Here is a 17,181-nt window from a genome sequence, read left to right as displayed (position 1 = left end):
TGTTTAATTCAATTTAAAATTGATCTGCATTTTTTCCAGTTCCGATAGCAATTCATTCGAAATTTTGATCTTTAATTTTCGGCTTGGCATCGACAATCGTGTAATGATTTTGGTTTCTTCGATTTCAGTCGCCACCTGTACATTTTCGGTTTGCTCTGGCATTTCCAGACTCGGATCTGCTTCCACATCAGAATCATCAGAAACCACCGTTGCTGCATTCGAAAGCACGGCGTCCATTTCGACCATTCGCTTGATCTTTTCAATTTCCAAAACTTCAAACTGCACCTGGTGGTCGCCTTTGTTCAACTGGAACAATTCGCTAAGGCGCGTGATTGTCTCGGTTTGCAGTTCTTTAATATTAAAATGAATGATGAGTTTTTTGGCAAATGCGGGCAACACATCCTGTAAATATTGCACCAGTGTAAACTGCAGTCGCGGTTCGCCTTTCTTGCCGGTTTCCTTATCGGCCCAGCCTTCTTTGACCAGAACACGCATGAACGTAAAATTATTCTGGATCAAAAAGTGCCTGAATTTTAAATATTCTTCGCCAAAAATCCGAAATTCATAACTTTCATCATAACCTTCAAGCATAAACGAAGCCCAGCCTTTTCCGTTTTTTGCAGTCCGATGCTGCACATTTGTAATGATTCCGCCAAAAGACAGGTTTTTATTGACATGCAGCTCCAAACTTTTGAGCGCTTCCAATTTATGCGTACAGAAATACTGCATTTCAAATTTATAATCGTCAAGCGGATGCCCGGAAATATAAATCCCAACGACTTCTTTTTCTTTTGCGAGTTTTTCCATCGTGCTCCAGTCTTCGCACGGCGGAACGACCGGCTCGGCAATTTGCACTTCACTCGCTTCGCCAAACAAACTGACTTGCGCCGAATTTTCGTTTTCCTGAAATTTTGCACCATAACGGACGGCTTTTTCAAGAAACGTGATCCCGTCACCTTCATCGTGAAAATATTGTGCACGCGTGGTTCCTAAAAAGGAATCAAATCCGCCCGCGAGCGCTAAGTTTTCAAATGCTTTTTTATTTGCAGCACGAAGATCAACACGTTTTGCCAGATCGAAAATTGATTTGTATTTGGTGTCTTTTCTATTTTCAACTATCGTTTTTACGGCGCCCATTCCCACGCCTTTCACCGCCCCGATTCCAAATCTTACGGCATAATTTTCATTAACCGTAAATTTATAAAATGATTCATTCACGTCCGGGCCGAGTACTTCCAAGCCCATGCGCTTGCATTCTTCCATGAAAAACGACACCTGCTTGATATCGCTCATGTTGTTTGAAAGCACCGCTGCCATATATTCTGCGGGATAATTTGCTTTCAGATAAGCCGTTTGGTAAGCAATCCACGCATAACAGGTTGAGTGCGATTTGTTGAACGCATATTCGGCAAATGCTTCCCAGTCTTTCCAGATTTTCTCGAGTTTTACGGCGTCGTGCCCTTTCGCAACAGCCTGGTTTACGAATTTAGGTTTCATTTTATCGAGTACTTCACGCTGTTTTTTTCCCATCGCTTTACGCAGAACGTCAGCATCACCTTTAGAGAAATCGGCGAGTTTTTGGGATAGAAGCATTACCTGTTCCTGGTAAACGGTAATTCCGTAGGTTTCTTTGAGCAATTCTTCACACGCATCAATGTCATACGTGATTTCTTCCTCGCCATTTTTCCGCTTGATAAAACTCGGGATATAAGCAATTGGGCCCGGACGATACAATGCGTTCATTGCAATCAGATCGCCAAAAACCGTCGGTTTCAATTCCTTCATGTATTTCTGCATTCCGGCGCTCTCATATTGGAAAATCCCAACCGTTTCGCCGCGCTGGAACAACTCGTATGTTTTTACATCGTCAATCGGAAATTCATCTGGATCGATGTCTTTTCCGGTTCTGTATTTGACGAGTTTTACGGTATCTTTAATCAGAGTCAGCGTTTTCAAACCCAGAAAATCCATTTTCAGCAAACCGGCGCTTTCTACGACCGAGTTGTCAAATTGGGTCACATACAAATCGGAATCTTTAGCGGTGGCGACCGGAACGAAATTCGTAATATCGCTTGGCGTAATAATCACACCGCACGCATGGATTCCGGTATTTCTTAAATTACCTTCGAGGATTTGCGCCTGTTGCAACGTTTGTCCGCCAAGATCGGCTTGTTTTGCTAAAGCAATCAATTCCTTGACTTTGTCGAAATCTTCAGGACGCAGCGCTGCTCTTAATTTGGCATCGTCCATGGAGAAAATCTTCGCCAGGTTTAAGTTGAACGGAATCAGTTTTGCAATTTTATCTGCTTCGAAAAGCGGCAAATCCAGAACACGCGCCGTATCGCGGATGGCTGATTTTGCTGCCATGGTTCCGTATGTAATAATTTGCGCAACTTGTTTCGAACCATATTTTTTAATGACATAATCCATCACGCTGCTTCGGCCTTCGTCATCAAAATCGATATCGATATCGGGCAGCGACACACGATCGGGATTCAGGAAACGCTCAAAAAGCAGGTTGTATTTCAACGGATCGATATTCGTAATTCCGAGGCAATAGGCAACTACCGAACCTGCAGCAGATCCACGGCCAGGCCCGACGGAAACGCCCATTTTTCTGGCTTCGGCGATAAAATCCTGAACAATTAGGAAATATCCGGGATAACCGGAATTCTGGATCGTTAACAATTCGAAGTCGATTCTTTCCCTGATTTGGTCATCAATTTCGGGATAACGCCTTTTTGCACCTTCATAAGTTAAATGGTGCAGGAATTTGTTTTCGCCACGTTTTCCGGCATCAGAATTGTCTTCTTCAACTAAAAATTCTGTTGGAATTTCAAATTTTGGGAGCAAGACTTCACGCGCCAAACTGAAAATCTCAATTTTATCGACGATTTCAGAAACGTTTACAATTGCATCTGGCAAGTCGCGGAACAGTGTTTTCATTTCGTCACCCGACTTGAAATAATATTCCTGGTTTGGCATGCCATAACGATAGCCTCGGCCGCGACCAATTGGCGTTCCTTGCTTTTCACCATCACGAACGCAAAGTAAAATATCGTGTGCGTTTGCGTTGTCTTTATTGATGTAAAATGTATTATTTGTCGCGATGAGTTTGACGTCGTGTTTGCGTGCCAATGAGATCAAAACCGTATTCACGCGGTTTTCGTCTTCCTGATTGTGACGCATGACCTCAATGTAGAAATCTACGCCGAATTGTTGTTTCCACCAAACTAAAGCTTCTTCGGCTTGGTTTTCACCCATATTTAAAATCTTGTTCGGAATTTCTCCGTAAAGGTTTCCCGACAAGACGATGATGTCTTCTTTGTATTGCTCGATAACATTTTTGTCGATACGCGGCACATAATAAAAACCTTCTGTATAGGCGATCGATGACATTTTTGCAAGATTGTGGTAGCCGTTTTTGTTTTTGGCCAATAGCACAATCTGGTAACCGTTGTCTTTCCGGGTCTTGTCTTTATGGTCTTCGCAGACGAAAAATTCGCAGCCGACGATCGGTTTAACCGGAACTTCTGTTGGCAACTCACCACTTTCAATCAACGCTGCATTTTTAGCTTCAGCCGATTTGTTGTGGTTCAAAATATCGCGGACAAAATGGAATGCGCCCATCAAATTCGCGTGATCGGTCATCGCAACTGCGGGCATTTTATTGGCAACCGTCGCTTTGACAAGCGAAGCCACACTGATCGTGGATTGCAATACTGAAAATTGCGTGTGGTTGTGCAAATGGACAAAATCAACGTCGGCAAGTTGTTGTTGCGTAATCTGGTATTCTTTGGTGAAAGCCGGACTTTGCTGTGTTTGCTTGAATTGCTCGCGAATCGCATCCGAAGCGGCTTTGAGGTTGATGTGCCTTAAACCGATAAGCTGGATTTCGCGTGGGTTTTTATTCTGGAAATCTTCAAAATAATCTGTTGGAACGTCGAGTTCTTCTTTAGTAAAAATGCGTCGGCGGATGAGTTCGAGGAAACATCTGGTCGTAGCTTCCACGTCGGCAGTGGCATTGTGCGCTTCTGAGAATGGCACGTTGAAAAGATATTGATGCAATTCGGTCAGCGTAGGCAATTTGAATTTTCCGCCACGCCCGCCGGGAAGTTGCAATAAAGAAGCGGTAATTTCTGTACAAGTATCTAAAACCGGCATCGTTGCCATCGGCGAATTCACGCCCAAACGGTGGAATTCGCAACCCATGATATTCACATCAAAACCTACATTCTGACCGACAATAAATTTGGATTTGGATAAGGCTATGTTGAATTTTTCGAGTACTTCTGATAAAGAAATCCCTTCGGCTTCGGCAAGTTCTGTTGAAATCCCGTGAATGCGTTCGGCGTCATACGGAATGTTGAAACCTTCGGGTTTTACAAGATAATCCTGATGGTCGATGAGCGTTCCGTCTTCGTCGTGCAATTGCCAGGCGATCTGGATGCAGCGCGGCCAGTTGGCAGTATCGGTAATTGGCGCGTCCCAACGCTTCGGCAATCCGGTGGTTTCGGTATCGAAAATTAAGTACATAGCTGAATTTGAGGGTTTTGAAATCCGAATGGATCGCAAACATTTGATTGTCAAAAATAGGATTTTTTGACCGAAAAACAACCTTCAAGTTATCAACAAAAAAAACCATTCCCGAGAGAATGGTTTTATAAATGCTATAGAAATGACACATCAGAAATGCATCTTTTGCTTCATTTTATGTGCGGTTAATTAATAACCACCACGACTGTTTCCGCCGCCGTAACCGCCACTGTTTCCACCGCGACTGTTTCCACCACCGTAACCTCCGCGTGAATCTCCACCACGGCTGTTGTTGTTAAAACTTCTTCTTTCACCTTCCGGTTTCGGTTCTGATTTATTAACAACGATTGCACGTCCTTGAACAGTTGCACCGTTCAATTCATCAATTGCTTTCTGCGCCTCATCATCATTTGGCATTTCAACAAAACCAAATCCTTTACTTCTTCCGGTAAATTTATCAGTAATAATTTTCACAGAATCAACTGCACCATAAGCCTCGAAAGACTCTCTTAAATCTGCTTCCTCAATACTGAACGGAAGGCTTCCAACAAAAATATTCATAAGTACTAATTTATAATAATTCCAACAAATATAGCTTTAATTATTGTAAACTGCTATGCATTGGTATAATTAAATTGTAAATTAAATGCATTTGGTTTGCGAGGCCATTGAAACACGCAGCCTGCCTGATTTTCTGCAAATTAACACCAATAAAAAACCCGCTTCACGAACGGGTATATTTTCATTTGTTTAAGATTATTGCAAAACTTTCGTTAACGGAACTTTGTAAATAACGCCTTCCTGAAAGTTTACCAAATCATCTTCTTCGGCATCTTCATCTGTATTGTAGGCGTTGAAACGGAAGCTTCCAGAAACAGTGCTGCTGTTGAATTCAGAAATCACAACCTGGCCATCCTCTTCGCTAATGCCGGTTTCATAAACGACAATTCCGTCAGCATTTTGAATCGTAAATGTTGCCTTTTTATTAACGCTTGTGCCTAAGATGTAAGTAATGAATGTATTTTCTTTTAATGGATCGACGATACGGGAAGGCAATGGCACACTTAACGTAAGGGTTTGCTTGTCGTTAACACCAACAATTGTAAGTGTTGTTGGCGAAATTGTTGCTGTTGCCGTAGTCGCTTTCCATGCCGCATTATCTTTAACACCCTGGATCACAGATTCATTGTTAAACTCTATCGATTCGCCGCAGGAAGCCAACACCACCATTACGATCAATAACGAAACTATCTTTTTCATCGGATTTTTTGATTTTGGAAACAAAAATAGTTTTTTATGTGAAAAACCATTAATAAAAAGTCATAAAATCGATAAAGGGCGTGAATCTCTGTAAATTATATTCCGGGATTAGCATTTTTAAAAATAAATAGTATCTTTGCACCCTTAATTAATCGGGGTCGAGTACCTCAAAATTTAATCACAAGATTATGTCTGTAAAAATTAGATTACAAAGACACGGTAAAAAAGGAAAACCTTTTTACTGGGTTGTAGCTGCTGATGCACGCTCAAAAAGAGATGGTAAATACCTTGAAAAAATCGGTACTTACAATCCAAACACAAACCCTGCAACTATCGATTTGAACCTTGAAAGCGCTGTACAGTGGCTTCACAACGGTGCGCAACCAACTGATACTGCAAAAGCAATCCTTTCTTACAAAGGCGCTTTATTGAAACACCACCTTGATGGAGGCGTTCGTAAAGGTGCTTTGACACAAGAGCAAGCTGACGAGAAATTGGCTAAATGGCTTGATGAAAAAGCTGGAAAAGTGGATGCGAAAAAAGACGGACTTTCTTCTACTAAAGCTGATGTGAGAGCGAAAGCGCTTGAAGCTGAGAAAAAAGTAAACGCTGATCGTATCGCTGCTGCCAAACAAGCAGACGCAGACGCAATCGCTGCTGCAACTCCTGCTGTTGAAGAAGTTGTTGCTGAAACCGCAACCGAAGAAGAAGCTCCTGCTGTTGAGGAAACTCCTGCTGCAGAAGAAAACAATGAAGAAGCTCAGGCTTAATTTATCCTGCGATAATGCGTAAAGAAGATTGTTTCTACTTAGGTAAAATCGCAAAAAAATTTAGTTTTAAAGGTGAAGTCCTGATCTATCTTGATACGGATGAACCCGAGTTATATGAGGATATGGAATCAGTTTTTGTCGAATTCGGCAAAAATTTGATTCCATATTTTATTGAAAACAGTTCGCTACACAAAAACGATTTCCTTCGCGTGCGTTTTGAAGATGTAAAAAGTGAAGCTGAAGCCGAAGAATTGCTCGGAAATGCAGTTTACCTTCCTTTGAAAATGCTGCCAAAACTTACCGGCAACAAATTTTATTTCCACGAAGTCATTGATTTTGAAGTCGAAGACAAACGTTTGGGCGTTGTCGGCGTCATTCAATCGATTAATGATTCTTCTGCGCAGCCGCTTTTCGAGGTTTTGAAAGGCGACATTGAAATCCTGATTCCGATGATCGACCACTTTTTAGTTGAAATTGACAGGAAAAATAAAAAGGTAAAGATGGATTTACCTGAAGGCTTAATTGAAATGTATTTATAAAATTAAAATTTTTAACCATTAAGGGATTAAGGAAATTAAGCTAAAACTTAATGAAACTTAATCCCTTAATGGTTTATAATAAAATAATGTTTTGACAAAATTCTCTTTTAAACAATTTAATGTCGAACAAGACAAAGCTGCGATGAAAATCGGGACAGATGGCGTTTTACTTGGCGCTTGGGCTCCGATTGGTAAAAATACTTTTTCGATTTTGGATATTGGAAGCGGCACCGGAATTATTGCCCTGATGCTCGCGCAGCGCAGTGATGCCGATCAGATTGATGCTTTGGAAATTGATGAAAACGCGTATGAACAGGCCGTTGAAAATTTTGAAAATTCCCCTTGGCCCGACCGTTTGTTTTGCTACCACGCGGGACTGGATGAATTTATGGAAGAACCTGAAGACGAATACGACCTGATTGTTTCAAATCCTCCGTTTTATACCGAGAATTATTTTTCTGGTGACGAGCAGCGCGACCAGGCGCGGTTTACCGAATCTTTGCCTTTTGAAGATCTGGTCGAAGCCGCTGATTTATTGCTTTCTGAAAATGGCGTTTTTGCAATCATTATTCCTTTTAAAGAAGAAGAAAAACTGATTGCATTGGCGCATGATTTTGATTTGTTTCCGATGAAGATCACACGTGTCAAAGGAACACCGTCTACCGAAATCAAAAGAAGCTTACTGGCTTTTAGCCGAAATACTACTGAAAACTTTCCGGTGGATGAATTGGTTATTGAAATGGGCAGGCATGAATATACTCCCCAATACATCAATCTTACGAAGGATTTTTATTTGAAGATGTAAGCCCGCAATAGGGATGGAAACGGAAATCCTTTTTGAGGCACGAAAAAAGATTGAAGTGTACAGCCCGGCGCGTTGCACTCAGAAACTTCCTGTTTAAAATACACATTCCGCAACGCGAATTGCCAAAATTCAAATTATCAGCGAAATCGGTTTCGTTTATTTTGATTTGTCATAATTGTTTGCCTACTTTTGCCCCAGTTTTTAAAATTCATTGATATGAAACCAGATTTATTCCAGGCTCCGGATTATTACCTGTTGGACGATTTGCTGACAGAAGAACATAAATTAGTGCGCGATTCTGCACGTGCATGGGTGAAACGCGAAGTGTCGCCGATCATTGAAGAATATGCCCAAAAAGCAGAATTCCCGAAACAGATCATCAAAGGTTTAGGTGAAATTGGCGGTTTTGGCCCGTATATTCCGGTAGAATATGGCGGTGCAGGACTGGACCAGATTTCGTACGGACTGATCATGCAGGAAATTGAAAGAGGCGATTCGGGCGTGCGTTCGACATCTTCTGTTCAGTCTTCGCTTGTGATGTACCCGATCTGGAAATACGGAAACGAAGAACAAAGAATGAAATATTTGCCAAAACTGGCAACAGGTGAATTCATTGGTTGTTTCGGATTGACAGAACCAAATTACGGTTCCGATCCGGGAAGCATGATCACCAATTTTAAAGATATGGGCGACCATTATTTACTCAATGGCGCAAAAATGTGGATTTCGAATGCACCGTTTGCCGACATTGCCGTTGTTTGGGCAAAAGACGAAACCGGAAGAATCCACGGATTGATCGTTGAGCGCGGCATGGAAGGTTTTACGACTCCGGAAACGCACAACAAATGGTCGCTTCGTGCGTCTGCCACCGGTGAATTGATTTTTGACAACGTCAAAGTTCCAAAAGAAAATTTATTGCCGAACAAATCAGGTTTGGGCGCGCCGCTGGGCTGCCTCGATTCTGCGCGTTACGGAATTGCCTGGGGCGCGATTGGCGCTGCGATGGATTGTTACGACACGGCTTTGCGTTATGCCAAAGAAAGAATTCAGTTTGACAAACCGATTGCCGGAACGCAATTGCAACAGAAAAAACTAGCTGAAATGATCACTGAAATCACGAAAGCACAATTGCTGACTTGGCGTTTGGGCGTTTTGAGAAATGAAGGCAAAGCAACTTCTGCACAAATTTCGATGGCAAAAAGAAACAACGTGAACATGGCCATTGAAATCGCACGTGAAGCCAGACAAATACTTGGCGGCATGGGAATTACCGGCGAATATTCTATCATGCGCCACATGATGAACTTAGAATCGGTGATTACTTATGAAGGAACGCACGACATCCACTTGCTGATTACCGGAATGGACATCACAGGAATCGCGGCTTTCAAATAGTCAACAGTTTATAAAATAGTGATAAAATTAGAAAAAAGCTTCCTGCAACCGGGAAGCTTTTTTACTTTTACACAAAATACCACGCTATGAATACCATTACGATTAACGAAAACCTGCAGCCGTTGAAACTACAATTGCTGCAACATCCGCTATACGAAAAAGTCAAAACAATTGAAGATCTGCATACCTTTTTAGAATGTCATGTGTATGCGGTTTGGGATTTTATGTCATTATTGAAAGCGCTTCAGCAGCAATTAACTTCTACGACTACGCCGTGGTTTGCTACTAAAAATCCACAGACACGATATCTGATCAATGAAATTGTTTTGGCCGAAGAAAGCGATTTGACTTTGGACGGAAAACGCTTGAGCCATTTTGAAATGTATTTGAATGCGATGCAGTCTTGCGGTGCCGATACTTCTGAAATCAACTACTTTATTGACGAAGTACAATCCCTGCAGAATATTTTTGTAGCGATCAAACGCAGCAATTTACATCCGGAAATCAAAGCTTTTTTAGATTTTACTTTCCGAGTCATCGAAGAAGGAAAACCGCACCAGATCGCCGCCGCTTTTACTTTTGGGCGCGAAGACCTGATTCCGGCGATGTTTACTGAAATCCTAAAAAACTTCCAGAATAATTTCCCTGAAACCGATTTGTCGGAACTGATTTATTATTTCGAACGCCATATCGAGCTTGACGCCGATGAACACGGCCCGATGGCGATGCAGATGATTGATGCTTTATGCGATAATGACGCACACAAATGGAACGAAGTGCAGCAAATTTCGATTCAGGCTTTGGAAAAACGCATCGGTTTGTGGAGTGCCATCGAAGAAAAAATCATGATGAAAGCAGAAATGGTGTAAACCTTCGTCCGATTTTCATCGTAAGTTACATTTTAATCCAAACACGATGAAAATGATATCCGGAATTTCTGTTTTATTTTGCAGCCTGTTTTTTAGCTTTTGCTCGAATTCAGAAGATGCTGTTGTTCAGAATTCACCGATGACAACGGCGCCAGAAACAACTGTTCCTCCAAATGAAACACCTGCAGACACTTTAAATCCGGTAAATCCGTCAGTTACTTATAAATACCTCGCGTTGGGCGACAGTTATACAATTGGGCAAAATGTTTGTGAAACCTGCCGATTTCCGGCACAATTGAAATCGAAATTGCAATCCGGAATTTCAGGAGCTGCGATAGACTTGAAAATTATTGCTGTTACTGGCTGGACGACAACCAACTTAAAATCGGCGATTGCTTCACAAAACCCATCGAATGACCAGGATCTGGTGACGCTTTTAATCGGTGTGAACAATCAATACCAAAACAAGCCTTTCTCTTTGTACGAACAGGAATTTCCTGAATTGGTCACCAAGTCAATCGCTTTGGCGAAAGGCGATGCGAACAATGTGATTGTCGTTTCGATTCCGGATTATGCGTATACGCCTTACGGCAACGGAAATGCTGCAATTTCGATGCAAATCGAACAATACAACAATTTCGCAAAGAACTATTGCATCGAAAACCATATTGCTTTTGTAAATATTACAGATATTACAAGAGAAGGTTTAGACCAGCCGTCATTAGTCGCTTCAGACGGTTTGCATCCTTCGGAATCGGCTTATGCCCGATTTGTAGAACGGCTGTTTCCAGTTGCCAAACAAATGCTCATGCCATAAAAAAGCCTGTCCAAACGGAACAGGCTTTTTCAAAACAAGGGCAACCTTAAAAACGTATTGTTAGATATTTTGTAGTATTTATTTACATTTTGACCAGCTATGATTTTGTCGATCTGAAACTTTTTAAGCGAATTGCTTTTTTCAAAAGTTTTTCAAATCTATTTATAATCCGTTGCGAAAAGAAAAAAAATAGGTGAATGCTGCTTTTTTTGAGGTGAAATTTTCGAGTCTGAAACCCAACGTTTGTTTACCTCATAAAATCGGCTGTTTGTCGCAAATTTTTCCAACGTTGTCCTTTTATCTTTAGCTTTGTTGCAATTTAAAGATCATGCCTTACAAACTACGCTCGATTATCCTGCACATCCTCGGAATCTTTGCTTTCCTGAGCATTCCGGTTTTGACTTCGCCCGATTTTAGCAGCAACCGCGACATGCTGATGGTTTCGGAATTCAGAAAAGACTTTTTCAGTTACTTTTTACTGCTGCTTTTTTTCTATGCCAACTTTTATTACTTCATCCCGAAATTTTATTTTCCAAAGAAACTGTTTTTATATTTTTCGGTGATCTTCATTTCTTACGCGATTATCGTTGGTTTACCCGATTTCTTTTTCCCTTCCGGATTTCACGATATGGATCCGGGTCCAATGATGCAGCCAGGAATGGACGACCATCCGATGCCACCAAATCAAATGTTTTTCATGCCCCAGGGAGGTTCACTACTCCAGTTTTTACTGGTGCTTTCACTGTCTTTCATCATCAAGATCAACAGCCAATTGACGGAAATCAACAGCGAAAAATTAAAGGCCGAAGTGTCGTATTTAAAAGCGCAGATCAATCCGCATTTTCTTTTTAATACTTTAAACAGTTTGTATGCTTTGACGATTGAAAAATCAGATGCTGCGCCAGATGCTGTTTTAAAATTGTCAAACATGATGCGTTACGTCGTATCTGAAAGCAGCAATGATTTCGTACCTTTAGAGAAGGAAATCAATTACATTAAAGATTATGTCGATTTGCAGCGGTTGCGGATTTCGGATGAATCAAATCTTGAATTTTCAGTGAAAGGAAGCTCAAAAGGCAAAAGAATCGCGCCGCTTGTCGTCATTCCGTTTATCGAAAACGCGTTTAAATACGGGATCAACAGCGAGGAAAACTGGCACATTGCGATTGCAATCGATCTTTCAGGTGATGATTTTTTACTCGATGTCATAAACAATCAGGTTCACGTGCACATTCCTGAAGAAGAAGCCAGCGAGCAAGGCATTGAAAATACGGCCAAACGATTGGAATTCATTTATCCGGGCGAACATGAATTGCAGATCAACGACAACAAAGACAACTTTCAAGTACACCTTAAAATCAAACTGTCATGATTAGAGCCATTGCATTAGACGATGAGCCGCTGGCATTAAAAGTCATCGAAAGTTTTTGCGCCCGCGTGGGTTATATCCAGCTCGAAAAAACATTCACTAAAACTTTTGAAGCACATAAATACCTGCGCAAGCAACCTGTTGACCTGATTTTTTTGGACATTCAGATGCCCATGCAAAACGGAATGGAATTTTATGTCGAGATCGAGCAGAACGTCATGGTGATTTTTACAACTGCTTACAGCGAATATGCCGTAGAAGGCTTTAATGTAAACGCGACTGATTATTTGCTAAAACCCTTTTCATTCGATCGCTTTTCACAGGCAGCAGAAAAGGTCAAAGGCATTTATGAAAACAAAAACCAGGTTTCAAACAGCGAGCAACTATACCTTTTCATCCGTGCCGATTACAGTTTAAACAAAATCCTGATCTCGGATATTTTATTCATTGAAGGTTTGGATGATTACCTTAAAATCCACATTGCAAACCAAAAAACGATCGTTGCCCGAATGACAATGAAAGCAATTCTGGGAAAACTTCCTGCATCGGAATTTGTGCGTGTGCACCGCTCTTTCATTGTTCCGGTTTCTAAAATCGAAAAGGTTAGAAATAAAGTCATTTATATTGGAGCAGAAGAAATTCCGTTGAGCGCCAGTTATGAATCTGCATTTCTTTCCATTATAAATTCAAAATAAAACTGCCTTTTAAGAATTTTGTTAGATAAAAGCAATCTTCACCTCTTAAAAAAACCTATTGACCTCATTAATTTTCTCCTGCCAATTCTACGCAATACATTAGCCGGAATTTCAAAAAAAATTATTCCTCATATTGGAAAAACAGGCACAAATTTACAAAGCCGACCAGCGCGGCTGCTCAGAATCAGAAATCTTCAGGCGATTTTGCACTTTTAATTTTGACGATTATCGTGCCATTTCCCGCCATGCTTTTGGCGCTTTGTATGCTGTAAATGACGAAACCCTCGCAGCCGGGAATAAGATTGTTCGCCACGTTGAAGAGAATTTCGACATCATCCTGTTGCCATTAGTTGGCGGGATTGTTTACAAAGACAGCCTAGGAAATCAGGACATTGTTGGAACAGAAGAAATCCGGATTTTTTCTGCACACAAAGGCATGTCGTATGAAATTACCAATTCGTATGAAGAAGAACTGGTCAATTACATCCAGATCTGGCTTCGCCCTGACAAACCGTTTTTCACCTCGCAATCAAACCAACAGAATTTTAATTTGTCTGAAAGAAATATACTGATTCCGCTTTTTGAAGGAAAAATTTCAGACAGCCCTGTTTTAAAAACAAATGCGACAGCCGATGGGTTCATCGGAATTTTTGACGGCAGAAAAGAAGGAAAATACAAACTTAAAAATCCGCATAACGGACTTTTTACTTTTGTGATCAACGGCGCATTTGAATTCGAAAACAGGCTGATCGAATCGCGTGATGCCCTTTCAATCAGCGGGATCTCCGAAATAGCATTTGAAGCTTTATCCGAAAACGCAATTCTTTTAATTCTTGAAATCCCGTTAAAACGGTAAACTAAAATATATTCACCTCAAAAAAATTCCCATTTACCTCATCTTTTTTTTAATCAAAAATAAGAGCCTTAGGTTTGATCCAGATTTAATTTCGAAACTATGGAAAGGAAAGATTTTATCAAAAACGGACTGGGCTTTTTAGGCATGGCCGTTGCGGCACCAACATTATTGAGAAAGCATTTGCCTGCTTCAAATGCAACTGAAAATACTGCAGCTTGTGGAAATACCAACAGCGAAACTGCCGGGCCATTTCCCACGCACACGCCGTCATCGCTTATAAGCAGTAATATTATTAGTGACCGCCCCGGAATTCCGTTTGCGATTAACCTGACCATCAACAATACCAATGCGGGCTGTGCTGCTTACGAAGGCGCAATCGTTGACATCTGGCATTGCGACAAAGACGGAAATTATTCTGAATATGGTGGCACCGGAATACAGCCTACTAATTACACAACCGTGCATTTTTTACGCGGGAGACAAACCGCAAATACCAATGGCTTGGTCCGTTTTACCTCGATTTTCCCTGGTTGGTACACCGGCCGTGCCACGCACATTCACGTTCATGTTTACAATGCAGCCGGAACTTCGCTACTGGTGACGCAGATTGCTTTTCCTGAAGGAACGAACAGTGCTGTGAACTTAGTGAATGCATCAACGGCAAATGGTTATACGAAAGGAATGACCGGATATACTTACAACGCTTCAGATAATGTTTTTTCAGATGGTGTAACCAACGAGCTTTCATCTATTAGTGGTTCTGTCGCCGATGGATTCACACTGAATCATACCATTTTTGCTGCCGGGCCAACATTGGCAATTAACGATGCGACTGCCGTTTTATCGCAATTGGGCCAGAATTACCCGAATCCGTTTCATGATAAAACGACAATTCCGTTGCAGCTGCTGCTTGCGTCAAAAGTCACATTACAGATTTATGACTTGAATGGAAGAATCATTGGAAAGCCGATTGAAAATCGATTTTCATCCGGAAACCAATCCATTGTATTGGAAAAATCGGCGCTGAACCTCAGCAGCGGCTATTATATTTACAAGGTCAAAGTAGAAAATGCCGATGGTATTTTTGAACAAAATAAAAAGATGTTGGTCGATTAAAAATTGTTTTTTATTGGTTGGTTGTTGAAAAAAGAGGGAATCCGTTTCTCTCTTTTTTCTTTTTAAAATGAAACTCATGAAACACGCAAAAATACGCCTTGCTTATAGGATTGTGATTGACAGCAATTCGGCTGTTGTTTGGGACAGATATGTTTTTGAAGATACGCATCGCGAATACAAAATGCAGCAACAGCTGTTCAATTCAAAAGAAAATCCGAAACAAACTTTCAGGGAATTATTGGCCGAAAATGAAAAGGCAGAACAGCTTCATTACCTGACCGGAATTGCCGCCAACAATTACATCCAGCAACTCAAAGGGAAATTGCACCGCGTGGCCGACGTGCTTGGAAACCAGTTTTTTCCATTTGTGAATTACCGGCTCGACATCGTCAATTCAGACAGCAATGACTTCAGCAAACACAAGATCGGGATTACTTTTTACTCACCGTTGCTTACATTGCTCGACATTGTAAACAACTGCTATCTGATTTCGGAAAATACCGAAAATAGTCCTGGATTCGAAACGATGATGTTTCCGATACAACCCGGTCTTGCCATCTGTTATCATGAAAGAAATGGAAATTGACCGCTAAAAAAATAACTTTCACCTCATTTAACTTATTGCATGCTGAAGTTTTCAATTATTGGTTTATATTCGCCCGCTATTAAAATTTAATATAAATAAATACCACGCATGAAATTTAATTTTACCCCAAAAGCAGCTTTGCTTTTATTTCTGTTGCCACTGTTTTCTGTTGCACAAACAAAAAATACCGCACGAACCATTTTTGGGCAAACCGTTCAAAGTGTAAATCCTAAAAACGGATTCATCAGATGCGCTTCTACAGAATACGAACAATCTTTACTCGAAAAAAATCCTTTGAGAGCCAATACCGAAGCCTTTGAAACCTGGCTTGCGCCGAAAGTGGCAGCTGCCAAAGCAAACATCCAGAACAATAAGGTAAATGCCGTAGTGCAAATCCCTGTAGTTGTTCACGTGATCCACAATGGAGATGCGGTTGGAACCAGTGAAAACATATCCGATGCCCGCGTTTTATCTCAGATTACAGTCTTAAACCAGGATTTCAGAAAAATGACAGGAACTCCGGGTTATAATACGAATGCTGTTGGTGCCGATATGGAAATCGAATTTGTAATGGCTGTCAGAAAACCAGACGGAACTGCAACAAACGGTATTGATCGTGTTAATCTGAGCCGCGCAAGCTGGGCGTCTGAAACGTTGGTTGAAGGCACTTTGAAACCACAAACAAGCTGGGATCCGACAAAATATTTCAACATTTGGGTTTGTGCGTTCAGCGACAGCAGCAGCGCAGATTTGTATGGCACTTTAGGTTACGCACAATTTCCAAGCAGTTCAGGCTTGGGCGGATTGGAAGTGAACGAAGGCGAAGCCAATACTGACGGTGTAATTATTGACTGGAGGTGTTTCGGATCATCTGACTATGTTACCGGAAATTATTTCTTTGACGATTATGACAAAGGAAGGACCGCTACGCATGAAATTGCACACTGTTTTGGTTTAAGGCACATTTGGGGTGACAACACTTCTTGTGTGATCAACGCAACAGACAGCAGAAAAGATTATTGCCCGGACACACCGGCAGCAACCGAAGAACATTACGACTGTGCACAGGTTTACAACACCTGTACGGCTGCAGCCGGAAATGACATGACTGAAAACTACATGGATTATTCAAACGACACTTGCATGAACATTTTTACGTTGGACCAAAAAGGAAGAATGATGGCCGTTTTGCAGAATTCTCCAAGAAGGCTTGATCTTTTGGCTTCAACCGTTGCGCAAACCCTGGCAACAGCTTCATTTGACAAATTATCAACGATCCGCTTGTATCCAAACCCGGCAAGTACGGTTGTAAATATTTATTCCAATGCTTCAAACCTGCCAGATTCTTATGCAGTTTACAACAGCCTAGGGCAAATGGTAGCGAATTCAAAAGTAGTTTCTGTCGCAGATTTAACCATCAATACTTCTGCTTACAACAGCGGCGTATATTTCATCAAAGTTTTAAAAGATGGCGCTGTAAAAACATTGCAATTTGTTAAGAATTAATTGCGGCACCAACAAACATTAAATTAAAAAGGCGGAACAGATGTTCCGCCTTTTTTATACTT

The 17,181-nt window shown here is 41.2% G+C and carries 15 protein-coding genes; 12 read left to right on the top strand and 3 right to left on the bottom strand.

The window, feature by feature from the left end:
- Nucleotides 1–3: 3 nt before the first annotated feature.
- From dnaE to BLS32_RS14320, 3 genes are all read right to left on the bottom strand, one after another.
- On the bottom strand, nt 4–4,536 hold the full coding sequence (dnaE, locus tag BLS32_RS14330; protein WP_091397325.1) for a DNA polymerase III subunit alpha: 4,533 nt from the start codon (nt 4,534–4,536) through the stop codon (nt 4–6).
- A 189-nt stretch (nt 4,537–4,725) separates the two neighbouring features.
- Nucleotides 4,726–5,097: an RNA recognition motif domain-containing protein gene (locus BLS32_RS14325; RefSeq protein WP_091397322.1), complete on the bottom strand. Its 372-nt coding sequence runs from the start codon at nt 5,095–5,097 to the stop codon at nt 4,726–4,728.
- Between the two features lie 195 nt (nt 5,098–5,292).
- Complete coding sequence (locus BLS32_RS14320) at nt 5,293–5,796, bottom strand: DUF6252 domain-containing protein (protein WP_139171783.1); 504 nt, start codon at nt 5,794–5,796, stop codon at nt 5,293–5,295.
- Nucleotides 5,797–5,984: 188 nt separating this feature from the next.
- Here BLS32_RS14320 and BLS32_RS14315 point away from each other — a divergent pair, with 188 nt between their 5' ends.
- The 12 genes from BLS32_RS14315 (at nt 5,985) to BLS32_RS14260 (ending at nt 17,119) form a co-directional block, all read left to right on the top strand.
- A complete protein-coding gene (locus tag BLS32_RS14315; protein WP_091397315.1) occupies nt 5,985–6,566 on the top strand; it encodes a 30S ribosomal protein S16 in 582 nt (193 codons plus the stop codon).
- A 14-nt stretch (nt 6,567–6,580) separates the two neighbouring features.
- Nucleotides 6,581–7,105 carry a ribosome maturation factor RimM gene (gene rimM, locus BLS32_RS14310; protein WP_091397311.1) on the top strand — a complete coding sequence of 175 codons (525 nt, stop codon included), beginning with the start codon at nt 6,581–6,583 and terminating at the stop codon, nt 7,103–7,105.
- A 142-nt stretch (nt 7,106–7,247) separates the two neighbouring features.
- Nucleotides 7,248–7,910, top strand: coding sequence for a tRNA1(Val) (adenine(37)-N6)-methyltransferase (locus BLS32_RS14305; RefSeq protein WP_091397738.1), 663 nt, complete (start codon nt 7,248–7,250; stop codon nt 7,908–7,910).
- A 216-nt stretch (nt 7,911–8,126) separates the two neighbouring features.
- Entirely contained in the window at nt 8,127–9,305 is a 1,179-nt protein-coding gene (locus tag BLS32_RS14300) for an acyl-CoA dehydrogenase family protein (protein WP_091397307.1), read from the top strand.
- An 86-nt stretch (nt 9,306–9,391) separates the two neighbouring features.
- The gene (locus tag BLS32_RS14295; RefSeq protein ID WP_091397304.1) at nt 9,392–10,174 is read left to right on the top strand and encodes a DUF3050 domain-containing protein; all 783 of its coding nucleotides are present in this window, start codon (nt 9,392–9,394) and stop codon (nt 10,172–10,174) included.
- Nucleotides 10,175–10,220: 46 nt separating this feature from the next.
- Entirely contained in the window at nt 10,221–10,991 is a 771-nt protein-coding gene (locus BLS32_RS14290) for an SGNH/GDSL hydrolase family protein (protein ID WP_245699468.1), read from the top strand.
- 328 nt (nt 10,992–11,319) lie between these two features.
- Nucleotides 11,320–12,363, top strand: coding sequence for a sensor histidine kinase (locus BLS32_RS14285; RefSeq protein WP_091397301.1), 1,044 nt, complete (start codon nt 11,320–11,322; stop codon nt 12,361–12,363).
- Complete coding sequence (locus BLS32_RS14280) at nt 12,360–13,055, top strand: LytR/AlgR family response regulator transcription factor (protein WP_091397299.1); 696 nt, start codon at nt 12,360–12,362, stop codon at nt 13,053–13,055. The genes BLS32_RS14285 and BLS32_RS14280 overlap by 4 nt, the downstream gene beginning before the upstream one ends.
- 133 nt (nt 13,056–13,188) lie before the next feature.
- Nucleotides 13,189–13,911: a pirin family protein gene (locus tag BLS32_RS14275; RefSeq protein ID WP_170227572.1), complete on the top strand. Its 723-nt coding sequence runs from the start codon at nt 13,189–13,191 to the stop codon at nt 13,909–13,911.
- A 99-nt stretch (nt 13,912–14,010) separates the two neighbouring features.
- Nucleotides 14,011–15,027, top strand: coding sequence for a T9SS type A sorting domain-containing protein (locus tag BLS32_RS14270; protein WP_091397293.1), 1,017 nt, complete (start codon nt 14,011–14,013; stop codon nt 15,025–15,027).
- Between the two features lie 76 nt (nt 15,028–15,103).
- Complete coding sequence (locus tag BLS32_RS14265) at nt 15,104–15,613, top strand: hypothetical protein (protein WP_139171782.1); 510 nt, start codon at nt 15,104–15,106, stop codon at nt 15,611–15,613.
- A 108-nt stretch (nt 15,614–15,721) separates the two neighbouring features.
- Complete coding sequence (locus tag BLS32_RS14260) at nt 15,722–17,119, top strand: T9SS type A sorting domain-containing protein (RefSeq protein WP_091397288.1); 1,398 nt, start codon at nt 15,722–15,724, stop codon at nt 17,117–17,119.
- Nucleotides 17,120–17,181 lie beyond the last annotated feature (62 nt).

The sequence above is a fragment of the Flavobacterium noncentrifugens genome (assembly GCF_900100375.1).
Taxonomy (GTDB): Bacteria; Bacteroidota; Bacteroidia; order Flavobacteriales; family Flavobacteriaceae; genus Flavobacterium; species Flavobacterium noncentrifugens.
This window is presented reverse-complemented; position numbering and strand designations above follow the sequence as displayed.